This is a genomic window from Sphaerotilus montanus (assembly GCF_013410775.1).
Classification (GTDB): Bacteria; Pseudomonadota; Gammaproteobacteria; order Burkholderiales; family Burkholderiaceae_C; genus Sphaerotilus; species Sphaerotilus montanus.
Map to the genome: position 1 here is coordinate 3,524,083 of NZ_JACCFH010000001.1, position 11,852 is coordinate 3,535,934.

General features: G+C 67.5%; 13 protein-coding genes. 7 read left to right on the forward strand and 6 right to left on the reverse strand.

Translation table 11 applies throughout. The features are described 5' to 3' along the window. Positions 1 to 12 precede the first annotated feature (12 nt). The 4 genes from nuoN to BDD16_RS16065 are packed head-to-tail and all read left to right on the forward strand — an operon-like array spanning position 13 to position 2,947. Positions 13 to 1,491, forward strand: a complete 1,479-nt coding sequence (gene nuoN, locus BDD16_RS16050; RefSeq protein WP_179634875.1) for an NADH-quinone oxidoreductase subunit NuoN — start codon at positions 13 to 15, stop codon at positions 1,489 to 1,491. Further along, a complete protein-coding gene (locus BDD16_RS16055; protein ID WP_179634876.1) occupies positions 1,491 to 1,790 on the forward strand; it encodes a DUF2818 family protein in 300 nt (99 codons plus the stop codon). The genes nuoN and BDD16_RS16055 overlap by 1 nt, the downstream gene beginning before the upstream one ends. Positions 1,791 to 1,806: 16 nt before the next feature. Further along, positions 1,807 to 2,430 carry an NUDIX domain-containing protein gene (locus BDD16_RS16060; RefSeq protein WP_179634877.1) on the forward strand — a complete coding sequence of 208 codons (624 nt, stop codon included), beginning with the start codon at positions 1,807 to 1,809 and terminating at the stop codon, positions 2,428 to 2,430. 10 nt (positions 2,431 to 2,440) lie between these two features. After that, positions 2,441 to 2,947: a DUF1178 family protein gene (locus BDD16_RS16065; RefSeq protein WP_179634878.1), complete on the forward strand. Its 507-nt coding sequence runs from the start codon at positions 2,441 to 2,443 to the stop codon at positions 2,945 to 2,947. On the opposite strand, the gene BDD16_RS16070 is transcribed toward BDD16_RS16065, so the two are convergent. Both BDD16_RS16070 and BDD16_RS16075 read right to left on the reverse strand, forming a co-directional pair. After that, entirely contained in the window at positions 2,928 to 4,373 is a 1,446-nt protein-coding gene (locus tag BDD16_RS16070) for an FAD-binding oxidoreductase (protein WP_179634879.1), read from the reverse strand. The genes BDD16_RS16065 and BDD16_RS16070 overlap by 20 nt on opposite strands. A gap of 17 nt (positions 4,374 to 4,390) precedes the next feature. Further along, positions 4,391 to 4,819: a DUF2069 domain-containing protein gene (locus BDD16_RS16075; protein ID WP_179634880.1), complete on the reverse strand. Its 429-nt coding sequence runs from the start codon at positions 4,817 to 4,819 to the stop codon at positions 4,391 to 4,393. Between the two features lie 39 nt (positions 4,820 to 4,858). Between BDD16_RS16075 and BDD16_RS16080 the strand changes: the two genes are divergently transcribed. Next, on the forward strand, positions 4,859 to 6,073 hold the full coding sequence (locus tag BDD16_RS16080) for a YihY family inner membrane protein (protein ID WP_246332574.1): 1,215 nt from the start codon (positions 4,859 to 4,861) through the stop codon (positions 6,071 to 6,073). Between the two features lie 234 nt (positions 6,074 to 6,307). Further along, the gene (locus BDD16_RS16085; RefSeq protein WP_310732780.1) at positions 6,308 to 7,897 is read left to right on the forward strand and encodes a methyl-accepting chemotaxis protein; all 1,590 of its coding nucleotides are present in this window, start codon (positions 6,308 to 6,310) and stop codon (positions 7,895 to 7,897) included. Between the two features lie 5 nt (positions 7,898 to 7,902). Here the strand turns inward: BDD16_RS16085 and BDD16_RS16090 are convergent, their stop codons facing one another. Together BDD16_RS16090 and BDD16_RS16095 are read right to left on the reverse strand one after the other, a co-directional pair. After that, positions 7,903 to 8,739, reverse strand: coding sequence for an alpha/beta fold hydrolase (locus BDD16_RS16090; RefSeq protein WP_179634883.1), 837 nt, complete (start codon positions 8,737 to 8,739; stop codon positions 7,903 to 7,905). A 5-nt stretch (positions 8,740 to 8,744) separates the two neighbouring features. Then, positions 8,745 to 10,055, reverse strand: a complete 1,311-nt coding sequence (locus BDD16_RS16095) for an O-acetylhomoserine aminocarboxypropyltransferase (protein ID WP_179634884.1) — start codon at positions 10,053 to 10,055, stop codon at positions 8,745 to 8,747. 125 nt (positions 10,056 to 10,180) lie between these two features. Here BDD16_RS16095 and BDD16_RS16100 point away from each other — a divergent pair, with 125 nt between their 5' ends. Next, on the forward strand, positions 10,181 to 10,660 hold the full coding sequence (locus tag BDD16_RS16100; RefSeq protein WP_179634885.1) for a CBS domain-containing protein: 480 nt from the start codon (positions 10,181 to 10,183) through the stop codon (positions 10,658 to 10,660). Here BDD16_RS16100 and BDD16_RS16105 read toward each other — a convergent pair. Beyond that, a complete protein-coding gene (locus tag BDD16_RS16105; RefSeq protein ID WP_179634886.1) occupies positions 10,651 to 11,178 on the reverse strand; it encodes a hypothetical protein in 528 nt (175 codons plus the stop codon). The genes BDD16_RS16100 and BDD16_RS16105 overlap by 10 nt on opposite strands. Positions 11,179 to 11,355: 177 nt before the next feature. Continuing rightward, a complete protein-coding gene (locus tag BDD16_RS16110; RefSeq protein WP_246332811.1) occupies positions 11,356 to 11,811 on the reverse strand; it encodes a chemotaxis protein CheW in 456 nt (151 codons plus the stop codon). Between the last annotated feature and the right edge of the window lie 41 nt (positions 11,812 to 11,852).

The window sequence follows — 11,852 nt, forward strand, 5'->3', positions numbered from 1 at the left end:
GCGCTGCACCCCATGACTGCAATGAATTGGCTCGCGGTGTATCCCGAGATCTTCCTGCTGGTGATGGCCTGCGTGGTCGCGCTGGCCGACCTGTTCGTCACCGACCCCCGGCGCACGCCGACCCATGTGCTGACCCTGCTGACGCTGATCGGCGTCGGCGGCATGCACTGGGTACTGTTCAACGAGGGACAGACCTCCTATGCGATGAACCGCATGGTGGTCACCGACCCGATGGGGCACCTGCTGGCCCTGTTCGCCACGATCGCGGTGGCCGTGACCCTGGTCTACGCGCGTCCCTATGCCGCCAGCCGCGAGATGCTCAAGGGCGAGTTGTACACGCTGAGCCTGTTCTCGCTGCTCGGCATCTCGATCATGGTGTCCGGCAACAACCTGCTGACGCTGTACCTCGGCCTGGAAGTGATGAGCCTGTCGCTGTACTCGCTGGTCGCGTTGCGCCGTGACCATGCGCAGTCCACCGAAGCGGCCATGAAGTACTTCGTGCTGGGCGCGCTGGCCTCGGGCTTCCTGCTCTACGGCATGTCGATGATGTACGGTGCCACCGGCTCGCTGGATCTGGGCCAGATCTTCGACTTCATCGGCAGGGGCGAAAGTCACCAGTTGCTGGTGTTCGGGCTGGTCTTCATCGTCTCCGGTCTGGCATTCAAGCTGGGTGCCGTGCCGTTCCACATGTGGCTGCCGGACGTCTACCAAGGGGCTCCGACGGCTGCCACGCTGCTGATCGCTGGTGCCCCCAAGATCGCGGCCTTCGGCATGACGATGCGTCTGCTGGTCGATGGCATGCTGGGACTTGCGGTGGACTGGCAACAGATGCTGATGGTGCTGGCGGTCTGCTCGCTCCTGGTCGGCAATCTGGCGGCCATTGCCCAGACGAACCTGAAGCGCATGCTGGCCTACTCGACCATTGCGCAGATGGGCTTCCTGCTGCTGGGCCTGCTGGCCGGCGTGGTCAACGGCAACACGCTGTCCGCGGCCAATGCCTACAGCTCGTCCATGTTCTACATCATCACCTATGTGGTGACGACGCTGGGCACCTTTGGTCTGATCATGCTGATGGCACGCGCCGGCTTCGAGGCGGACGAGATTGCCGATCTGGCCGGACTGCACCGCCGCAGCCCGACGCTGGCCGCGGTGATGGGCATCTTCATGTTCTCGCTGGCCGGTGTGCCGCCCATGGTCGGTTTCTATGCCAAGCTGGCCGTGCTGCAGGCCTTGGTTTCGACCAACGACACGGTGCACCTGCTGCTGGCGCTCTTCGCGGTGGTGATGTCGCTGATCGGTGCCTTCTACTACCTGCGCATCGTCAAGGTCATGTACTTCGATGAGCCGAAGGACACATCGCCGATCGTCACGCCCACGGGTGCACGCGCGGTGCTGTCGCTGAATGGTGCCGCGGTGCTGCTGCTGGGCGTCCTGCCGGGCAGTCTGATGGCCATGTGTGCGCAGGCCATCGTCAAGGCGCTGGCCACCTGATGACGCCGGCAGCCTCGATCTGGCTGGTGCTGCTGCTCGCAGCCGTGCTGGCCAACCTGCCGTTCTTCAGTGAACGGCTTTTTGCGGTGGGTCCCCGCAGGACGACCAGAACCGTGTCGTGGCGCCTGCTGGAGCTGATGCTCTACACCGCCGTGGTGACGGGGGTCGGCCGCTGGCTGGAAGGCCGTGGCGGCCAGATGGCCGAACAGGGCTGGCAGTTCTACGCAGTTCTGGTGTGCGTGATGCTGACGCTGGCCTTCCCGGGGTTCGTCTGGCGCCACCTTCGCCGCAAGCACTGAGAGACAAGACCCCTCCATGGCATTGCTGGAACTGGATGGACTGCCCGCCGATGACGCGCACCTGCGCGAGACCTGCGTGCAATCGCGCGAGGCCTACCGCGGACGCTTCCTGCAGGTGCGCCAGGACGATGTGTCGCTGCCCGATGGCAGCACCTCGTACCGCGAATACATCGTTCACCCGGGTGCCGTGATGGTCGTGCCGGTGCTGGACGACGGGCGTCTGGTGATGGAGCGGCAGTACCGTTACCCCATGCACCGTGCCTACCTCGAATTTCCGGCCGGCAAGCTGGAAGCGGGCGAGCCCGGCATCGTCTGCGGCGTGCGCGAGCTGTTCGAGGAAACGGGCTACCGTGCGGCCGAATGGGCGTATGCAGGAGAGTTGCACAACGCCATTGCCTACTCCAGCGAGCGGATCGAAGTCTGGTTCGCCCGCGGACTGGTGGCGGGCGAGCGGCAACTGGATGCGGGGGAGTTCCTCGATGTCTTCGCGGCCACCGAAGACGATCTGGCCGGATGGATCGCCGATGGCTCCGTCACCGATGCCAAGACCATGGTCGCGCTGCTCTGGTTGCAGCAATGGCGTGCCGGTCGCTGGGCTTTGACCTGGAAAAAAGCCGAAGACTGGGGCTGCGACCGATAATCGTTCGGTCATGAAAGTACTCAATCTGCAATGTGCGTCCGGCCATGCCTTCGAGGGCTGGTTCGGCTCGGAAGAGGATTACCAGTCGCAGCAGTCCCGCGGATTGCTGACCTGTCCGATGTGCGGGATGGCCGAGGTCCTGCGCATGCCCTCTGCACCGCGGCTCAACCTGTCCGGCGCCAGAACACCCCCTGCGGACATCCCATCGGCTCCCGCCAGTCCCGCACCAGGCCATGTGCCCAGGTCCGGACTTGAACCGGGCTCACGCATTGCCCAGACCCCCGAGCGTGCCCAGGCCGAGGCCATCCTGCTCCAGGCCATGCGCCATGTCCTGGCCAACACCGAAGACGTCGGGGCGCACTTCGCGGAGGAGGCCCGGCGCATCCACCACGGCGAGATCGAACACCGCAACATCCGCGGCGAGGCGACACCTGTTGAGGCGCAGGCCCTGCGCGAAGAGGGCATCGACGTCGTTCACCTGCCGATTCCCGAGGGACTCAAGGGTCCGTTGCAGTGATGCTGGCGGTGTCCAGCATCCGGCCAGGGTTCATGCGCTGACCGGGGTCCAGTGCCTGCTTGATCGACCGCATCAGCGTCAGCGCGACCGGTGACTTGCGCTGCGCCAGTTCATCCCGCTTCAGGGCCCCGATGCCGTGCTCGGCCGAGATCGAACCGCCGTGCGCCTGCACCGCGTCATAGACCAGCGTGTTGACCGCGTGTTCGTGCCGTGCCAGGAACTCCGCGGGGGATCCACCGACCGGCACCTGCACGTTGTAGTGCAGGTTGCCGTCGCCGAGATGCCCGAAGTTGACCAGCCGTGCGCCCGGGAAGGCCTGCTCCAGCGCCGCATCCGTGCTGGCCACGAAGGCCGGAATGCGCGACACAGGCAAGGCGATGTCGTGCTTGATGTTGAGGCCTTCTTCGGCCTGCGCCATCGAGATCGACTCGCGCAGGTGCCACATCGACCGCGACTGTGCGACCGAGGACGCCACGGCCGCATCGGTGATGGCCCCGGCCTCCAGCGCGGCCTCCAGCAACCCTTCGAACACGGTCCGGGCGTGGTCGGCGCTTTCGGCGTCGGAGACTTCCAGCAGCACGGTCCAGGCGGCGGGTGGCAGCGGCTGCGGGATCTGCGGGAAGTGCTTGCGGACCAGCGACAGCGCGCAGTCGCTCATCACCTCGAAGCCGGTCAGTGATGCCGCCGCGCGGGCCTGTGCCAGTTGCAGCAGCGCCACGCACTGTTCCACCGACGCACAGGCGGCCAGCGCGGTCATCGAGGCCGCCGGCTGCGGATACAGGCGCATCACCGCGGCGGTGATCACGCCCAGCGTGCCTTCGCTGCCGATGTAGAGGTGGCGCAGGTCGTAGCCAGTGTTGTCCTTGCGCAGTCCGCTCAGACCCTCCCAGATGTCGCCGGATGGCGTCACCACCTCCAGCCCGAGGCAGAGCTCGCGGGCATTGCCGTAGCGCAGCACCTGCGTGCCCCCTGCATTGGTCGAGAGGTTGCCGCCGATGGTGCAACTGCCTTCCGCCGCCAGACTCAGCGGCAGCAGCAGCCCTGCCGCCTCGGCCGCGGCCTGTGCGGCCTGCAGCACGCAGCCGGCCTCGACCGTCATCGTCAGGTTGGCCGCGTCGATGCTGCGCACCCGGTGCAGCCGGCCCAGGTTCAGCAGCACTTGCGTGCCGCTGTCGTCCGGCACCGAGCCACCAACCAGGCTGGTGTTGCCGCCCTGCGGCACCACGGCCACGCCGTGTCGGGCGCACAGGCGCATCACCGCGGCCACTTCGGCCGTGCTGCCGGGCCGCACCACCGCCAGCGCGCGGCCGTGCCAGCGCTTGCGCCAGTCGCGTTCGTAGGCCACCAGATCACCGTCGCGCAGCACGTGGGCGGCTCCGACAGCGGTGCAGAGTTCGGCGATCAGCGGAAGGTCCTGGTTCGGCATGGGTGTCCTCCTGCCGTTCAGGCCACCGCAGCGGCCAGCCGCCCGGCTGCCAGCCGTTCACGCACATGCCAGGCACAGGCGGTGAACAGCAGCACCGAGAGCACGATCTCGACCGCGGCCAGCGGCACCTCGCGTCCTGGCGCGCTGTTGATCCGCACCGCGCCTTCGGCGGCGTAGAGCCAGACGGCCAGGCTCAGCCAGCGGTAGGTGTAGAGCTTCATGCGCCACAGGCCCGGTAGTGCCAGCACCAGCGGCAGCACCTTGATGGCGAGCGTGCCGCTGCCGGTGCGTGCCAGTGCCAGTTCCCAGAGCAGCCCCAGCGCCACGAGCGCCAGACAGGTCCCGAAGGCCAGCCAGCGGCTGCGCAGGACCGCGGAGGTGGGGATGCCGGCCGGATGGGCGGGCGCAGGGACAGCGTGGGGTGTGGACAGGGCGGGTTCGGTCATCGTGGGGGTCATCGGTTCAGCTTTGGCATGATAGCCATCATGAATCCCTTCAGCAGTCGCTGGGCTGCCCTCCAGCACTGGCCGTGGCTCGACACGCTGCGCACGCTGCGCCAGCGTTTCCGTGAAGACCGGCTCGGTGTCACGGCCGGCAGCCTGACCTTCACGACCATGATCTCGCTGGTGCCGCTGGCGACGGTGACCTTCGCGCTCTTCACGGCTTTCCCGATGTTCGCGAATTTCCGCAAGGCGCTGGAGGTCTATTTCCTGCAGAACCTGGTGCCGGACGCCATCGCCCGCCCCGTGCTGAAGCAGCTGACGCTGTTCGCCAGCAAGGCGAGCCAGGTCGGTACGATCGGCCTGGTGGTGCTGGTCTTCACGGCCCTCGCGCTGCTGCTGACCATCGACCGCTCCCTCAACGCCATCTGGCGGGTGCGCCAGCCCCGACCGCTCGCCCAGCGCGTGCTGGTGTACTGGGCCACGGCCACGCTGACACCACTGGTGCTGGGTGTCAGCCTGTCGATGACCTCGTATGCCGTGTCCGCTTCCAGCGGACTGGTCGAGGCCTTGCCGGGCGGGGTCTCCTTCTTGCTGGGGCTGATCGAGCTGGGACTGATGGCCGCCGGCATGTCGGCACTGTTCAAGTTCGTGCCCAACACCCAGGTGCGCTGGAGCCATGCGGCGCTGGGGGGCGTGTTTGTCGCCGTGGGGTTCGAGCTGGCCAAGCGCGGGCTGGCCTGGTACCTGGGCCTCGCACCGACCTACACCACGATCTACGGCGCATTCGCCACGGTGCCGATCCTGCTGAGCTGGATCTACCTGGGCTGGGTGATCGTGCTGCTCGGCGCGGTGATCGCGGCCTATGCGCCGAGCCTGCAGATGCGCGTGGTGCGCCACGCGGTGACGCCGGGATGGCGGTTCATGCTCGCGCTGACCGTGCTGCGCGAACTGGCCCTGGCCCGGCAGAGCACGGTGCGTGGTGTGGCGCTGGTCGAGCTGTGCGAGCGGCTGCATCTGGATCCGCTGCAGGTCGATCCGGTGGTCGAGCAATTGCAGCGCCTGGACTGGGTCGGCAGCCTGTCCGAGCCGGGGCTGGCGCGCCACGTGCTGCTGATCGATCCGGCCTGCACGCCGGTGGCGCCACTGGTGCAGGCCTTGCTGCTGTCCGCACGCTGGCAGGATGAGCCGTTCTGGCGCCATGCCGGTCTGTCCGAGATGCGACTGGCGGACGCGCTGGGCGGGGCGTTCTCGCCTTGATGCTGGTATCGGTGTCGGTATCGGTACCGGTACCGGCATCTGTCCCTGTCTCGCGCTGAAACTACCCCGCGTTAGTCCCTGTTTTATGCATCTCTGGCGCGCGTGCATTGCATAACCTCTCGCCAGACCGTCATTTGACGGAATCGGGCCGAGCGTGTTACCGGGGGGTATCCCATGCGCAGCAACTTGCCAGTCACCCAGACTGAATATCCATTTCCGACCGGGCGAGCACTGGTGTCAACCACGGATGCGCAGGGGCGCATCCTCTATTGCAATCCCGCGTTCATCGAGGTCAGTGGTTTTGTCCGGGAGGAACTGCTCGGGCAGCCGCACAACCTGATCCGCCATCCCGACATGCCGGCGGAGGCCTTTCGCGACATGTGGACCACGATCGCTGGTGGCGAGCCCTGGTCCGGGATCGTCAAGAACCGGCGCAAGAACGGCGACCATTACTGGGTCATGGCCAATGTCACGCCACTGTTCGAGGGCGATCGGCCCGCGGGGTACATGTCGGTGCGCACGCAGGCCAGTCGCGCGCAAATCGAGGCTGCGGAGCAACTCTACGCCGCGATGCGGGCGGAGCAGTCGTCCGGCGGTGCCGGCCGTCACCGGCTGCGCAGCGGACGGGTCGAACTGCACACTTGGTCAGCAAGGCTGGGCCGCCGGCTGGCAGTCCGTCCATCCAAGCGACTGTTTCTGCTCTGCTGCGGGTGTGGCCTGACCGGGATGGTCGCCGGACAGGTCGGCCAGGCGGCTGCTGGGGGCCTGGGTGTGTTGTCGTGGGTGCTGGCCGCGGTGCTGGTGGCGGGCGCGGCAGCAGTGGCCGCCTGGCGCATCGGCTTCACGACCGTGCAGCCGATGCAGCGCTTGCTCCAGTTCGCCAACCGCATGGCTGCGGGTGATCTGAGCCGCCGCCTGCCAGCCGATCAACCCGGTCTGGCCGGGCGGCTCGAACGGGCACTCAACCAGCTGTCGGTCAACCTGCTGGCGATTGTCGGGGACACCCGTGCCGGGGTGGAATCGCTGCAGGGCACGGCGGGTGAAATGGCCCGCGGCAACCTCGAACTGTCCGAGCGCACCGAGTCCCAGGCGTCCAGTCTGGTTCAGACGTCGGCGTCGATGACGCAGATCACCGCCACCGTGCGCCACAGCGCCGAAAGCGCCCGCGGCGTGGCCGACATGGCCTTGCAGACGTCGGACATCACCTCGCGCAGCACGAACGCCGTCCACCGCGTGACGGAGACGATGCAGACCATCAGCCAGGCCTCGCGCCGCATCCAGGAAATCGTCCAGGTCATCGATGGCATCGCGCTGCAGACCAATCTGCTGGCGCTGAATGCAGCGGTCGAGGCGGCCCGGGCGGGTGAGCAGGGCCGCGGCTTTGCCGTGGTGGCGGGCGAGGTGCGCCAGCTGGCCAAGAGCACGTCGGTGGCGGCGCAGGAAATCAAGGAGCTGATCCAGGATGCCGCCAGCAAGGTCGAGGCGGGGACCCTGCAGACCGACCTGGCCTGCAGCTCCATGGACGAGGCGCTCGCTGCCGTGCGGCAGATGAGCACGCTGGTGGGCGGCATCGGCGCGGGCGCCACCGAGCAACTGGTCGGCATCTCGCAGATCAACGAGGCCGTGGCCAACATGGAAACCCTCACCCAGCACAACGCCACGCTGGTGCAGGACCTGAGCCGTGCGGCCAGTTCGGTGGGCGCGCAGGCCGAGATGGTGTCCGAAGCGGTCCGCATCTTTCGGCTGGACACCCAGGCCCAACCCGCAGCGGCCACGTCGGCGGTTGCCCTGCGCCGCCAGATGAAGCCGGCGATGTCGCGCTGAGTCGCTCAGCGCAGCGACAGGCGCAGCGCGGCGAGCAGGCCGTCCGGGTCTTCCTGCATGAGGGCGTGGCCGGCGGTCGGCAGCGTGTGCACCTGTGCACCGAGGGCCTGGGCGATCGTGGCGGCCTGTTTCGGCATGGTCATGCGGTCCCGGCCGCCCACGATGAGGCTGCAGCGGGTGTTTCCGGCGGTGCGCAGCTGCTCCGCTGCGGCCAGTCCATGGGCGTAGCGGTCGCAGGCCGTGAAGTCGTGGTGGAACAGGTTGTGTTCGATGCCTGCCACCCCGGTGCCCCGCGCGAGCACCTGACGCATCAGCGCGCGGCTGGCGCCATGCAGCCACGCACCTGGCCCGGGGTAGGATGGCTTGGCTGCCATCGACGCGTGCGAGAAGGTCACCACCTGGTCGATCGCCGCCAGCGGCTCCTGTGCCGCAGTGGCCAGCAGCGCGGGCGAGACACGCATCGGATAGGCGGTACCGACCATCACGAGGTGACTGACCAGCCCTGGTGCGGCCCGACTGGCGGCTTCCAGCGCGATCAGCGAGCCCATGCTGTGCCCGACCAGCGCCGTCTGCTGCACGCCGTGTTCGGCCAGCAGCGCGAGCACGGCGTCGGCCATCGCTTCGACATCCGGCAGGGCAGGGCCCGCGCTGCGGCCATGCCCCGGCAGATCCACGGCGAGCACGCCGTGGCCGTGGTGTGCGCACCAGCGCGCGGCCAGCGTCCAGACGCTGTGGTCGTTGAGCGCGCCGTGGATGAACACGACGCAGGGCAGGGCTGCGTCGAACGGCCGGCCGCCGGTGTAGGCGTACATGGCAGAGCGGGTGGAAAGGGACATGGGCATGGCCATCACGCGGCTTTCTGCGCCACCTTGAGGGCGCGCTGGAGGTCGTCGATCAGGTCGGCCGGGTCTTCCAGGCCGACCGACAGCCGGACCGTGCCGGGGCCGATGCCGGCGGCGGCCAGCGCTGCGTCGTCCATGCGGAAGTGGGTGGTCGAGGCCGGGTGGATCACCAGCGAGCGGGCATCGCCCACATTGGCGAGGTGCGAGAACAGCTCCAGCGCCTCGATGAAGGCCTGGCCCTGCCGGCGCGAGCCTTGCAGGTCGAAGCTGAACACCGCGCCACAGCCCTTGGGCAGGAGGCGGCTGGCCAGGGCGTGGTCGGGATGGTCGGGCCGCGAGGGATGGCGGATGCGACCGACCATCGGCTGTGTGGCGAGAAACTCGACGATGCGCTGCGTGTTCTCGACATGGCGCGCCATGCGCAGTGGCAGCGTCTCGATGCCCTGCAGGATCAGCCACGCCGTGTGCGGGCTCATGCAGGCCCCGAAATCGCGCAGACCTTCGCGCCGTGCCCGCAACCCGAAGGCGCCGACCGAGCTTTCCTCGGTGAACACCATGCCGTGGAAGCCGTCGCAGGGCTCGCACAGCGTCGCGGCGCGGCCGTGCCGGGCATGGGCGGCGTCCCAGTCGAAGTTGCCCCCATCGACCAGCAGCCCCCCGACGACCGTGCCGTGGCCGCAGAGAAACTTGGTCGCCGAATGCAGGACCAGCGACGCCCCAAGGTCCAGCGGACGCTGCAGCCAGGGCGTGGTCAGCGTGGCGTCCACCAGCAGCGGCAGGCCGTGGTCGTGGCCGATCTGCGCCACGGCGGGGATGTCGAGCACGTCCAGACCCGGACTGCCCAGCGTCTCGCCGAACAGCAGCCTGGTCTCGGGCCGGATCGCGGCGCGCCAGGCGTCGTGGTCACCAGGGCGCACGAAGGTGGTCTGGATGCCCAGGCGTGGCAGCGTGTAGTGCAGCAGGTTGTGCGAGCCGCCGTAGAGCGCGCTGCTGGCCACGATGTGGTCGCCCGCGCTGGCCAGCGTGGTGATGGCCAGCATCAGACCGGCCTGTCCGCTGGCCGTGGCCAGACCGCCGACACCGCCTTCCAGCGCGGCGATGCGCTCCTCCAGTACCGCGGTGGTCGGGTTGGACAGCCGGCTGTAGACGTGACCGGGGCGCTCCAGGTTGAACAGCGAGGCGGCATGCTCGGCCGACTCGAAGACGAAGGACGTGCTCAGGTGCAGCGGGACGGCGCGGGCCCCGGTGACCGGGTCGGGCGCGCTGCCGGCGTGCAGCGCGAGGGTGTCGAATCCGGGGGCGGCGTATCCGGCCATCGGGGGCTCCTCAGGGTGATTTTTGCGCGCATTGTGGGCTATATTGGCGCAACAGCGCCTGTCGTTCGCGCATCCGTTTGCAGCGTTTCCAGCGTTTCCAGTATTCCAGTCTTCGAGAGGCCACCATGAAAGTCAGCGACATCCTGCGTGTGAAGGGCAACACGCTGTTCACCGTCACCCCGGACCACCCGCTGTCCGAAGCGATCACGGCCATGGCCGAGAACGACATCGGCTCGCTCGTGGTGATGGAGCACGGCGATCTGGCCGGCATGCTCACCTTCCGCGAAGTGATCCAGGCGATCGTGCGCAATGGCGGCGTGGTCGGCAAGATGCTGGTGCGTGGCGTGATGGACGACCATCCGCTGACCTGCACGCCCGGCACCGAGATCGACGAGGTGCGCCGCATGATGCTGGAGCGCCATGCGCGCTACATGCCCGTGATGAGCGCGCGCATGCTGATGGGCGTGATCTCGTTCTACGACGTCGCCAAGGCCGTGGTGGACAGCCAGGACTTCGAGAACCGCATGCTCAAGGCCTATATCCGCGACTGGCCGGCCGACGCGACCGAGCCGACCACGACCGACCCGGTCCGCGGTCAGGCCTGAGCGGTCAGCAGACGAAGGTGTGCTGGCGATGGTGTCGGCGATGCCTTCGGCAGGACCGCAGTCGGTGCGGCAGACCGGTCTTCGTCGCCGCGCAACTGCTCGGCAATGCGCTCCAGCGCGCCGGTCGTCGGGCCCGTGTGTCGCGAACGGCCTGATGCCTCGTCATCGGGTTCCGGCAGCATCACCGCCAGGTAGTCACCGAGCTGTTCCAGCGCGACCAGCAACTGGCCTGTCTCGTCCAGCCGGTTCACGCGCACGTGGACCCCGTACTGCCCCTGCATCAGTGCCTTTGTCATCGCGCTGGCGTCTTCCAGCGGGCGCTGGACGGCCTGGGTGTTGACCTGCAGCAGGACCAGCCCCGTTCCGATGGCCACGAACAGCAGCGCCACGGACAGCAGCTCGAAGCGGCCTGCGCTGGCCGAACCGGTGATGGCCGGCACCCAGGCCATCCCCATGCCTGCAGCGGCAAACCCCAGCGGAACCATGGTTCCCAGGACCAGCCGAGTCTGGATGGACATGTGTCGGAAGCGATCAGCCATGGTTTTTTCCTCCTGGATCGATTACGTATCAATTTCTGATACAAAAGTAACTAAATGTTATTAACGCAGGATGCCATAAAAAAGGCACGGTGCCCTTAACGCACCGTGCCTGAAACGAGCCCCTGGGGACTCGCGGCTGGAATCTTCAGCATCTGTTCACATGTCGGACGAGGCCGAACTGAGGCCGAGGTCGTTGCTGCCCATCAGGCGTTCGATGTCGAGCAGGATCAGCATGCGGTCCTGCAGGCTGGCAATGCCGGTGATGAAACTGGTGTCCTGGCTGGTGTCCATGTCCGGGGCAGGGCGCACGGCCTCGCCGGGCAACTCCAGCACGTCCGACACCGAGTCGACCACCGCACCGACCACCCGCCCGCGGATGTTCAGCACGATCACCACCGTGAAGCCGTTGTACTCGACGCTCTCGCAGCCGAACTTGATGCGCAGATCGACGATCGGCACGATCACGCCGCGCAGGTTCACCACGCCCTTGAAGCACGAGGCGGCATTGGCGATGCGCGTCGGGGCCTCGTAGGAGCGGATTTCCTGCACCTTGAGGATGTCGATGCCGTATTCCTCATGGCCGAGGCGGAACGTCAGGTACTCGCCTCGCATGTGGCTGGTATCACCGGCAGCGCCTGCAGCGTTGCCGCTGC

Bases quoted from the DNA above. Each gene is read 5' to 3' on its own strand.
- nuoN (WP_179634875.1), top strand. From the start codon at position 13: ATGACTGCAATGAATTGGCTCGCGGTGTATCCCGAGATCTTCCTGCTG.
- BDD16_RS16055 (WP_179634876.1), top strand. From the start codon at position 1,491: ATGACGCCGGCAGCCTCGATCTGGCTGGTGCTGCTGCTCGCAGCCGTG.
- BDD16_RS16060 (WP_179634877.1), top strand. From the start codon at position 1,807: ATGGCATTGCTGGAACTGGATGGACTGCCCGCCGATGACGCGCACCTG.
- BDD16_RS16065 (WP_179634878.1), top strand. From the start codon at position 2,441: ATGAAAGTACTCAATCTGCAATGTGCGTCCGGCCATGCCTTCGAGGGC.
- BDD16_RS16070 (WP_179634879.1), bottom strand. From the start codon at position 4,373: ATGCCGAACCAGGACCTTCCGCTGATCGCCGAACTCTGCACCGCTGTC.
- BDD16_RS16075 (WP_179634880.1), bottom strand. From the start codon at position 4,819: ATGACCGAACCCGCCCTGTCCACACCCCACGCTGTCCCTGCGCCCGCC.
- BDD16_RS16080 (WP_246332574.1), top strand. From the start codon at position 4,859: ATGAATCCCTTCAGCAGTCGCTGGGCTGCCCTCCAGCACTGGCCGTGG.
- BDD16_RS16090 (WP_179634883.1), bottom strand. From the start codon at position 8,739: ATGCCCATGTCCCTTTCCACCCGCTCTGCCATGTACGCCTACACCGGC.
- BDD16_RS16095 (WP_179634884.1), bottom strand. From the start codon at position 10,055: ATGGCCGGATACGCCGCCCCCGGATTCGACACCCTCGCGCTGCACGCC.
- BDD16_RS16100 (WP_179634885.1), top strand. From the start codon at position 10,181: ATGAAAGTCAGCGACATCCTGCGTGTGAAGGGCAACACGCTGTTCACC.
- BDD16_RS16105 (WP_179634886.1), bottom strand. From the start codon at position 11,178: ATGTCCATCCAGACTCGGCTGGTCCTGGGAACCATGGTTCCGCTGGGG.
- BDD16_RS16110 (WP_246332811.1), bottom strand. From the start codon at position 11,811: ATGCGAGGCGAGTACCTGACGTTCCGCCTCGGCCATGAGGAATACGGC.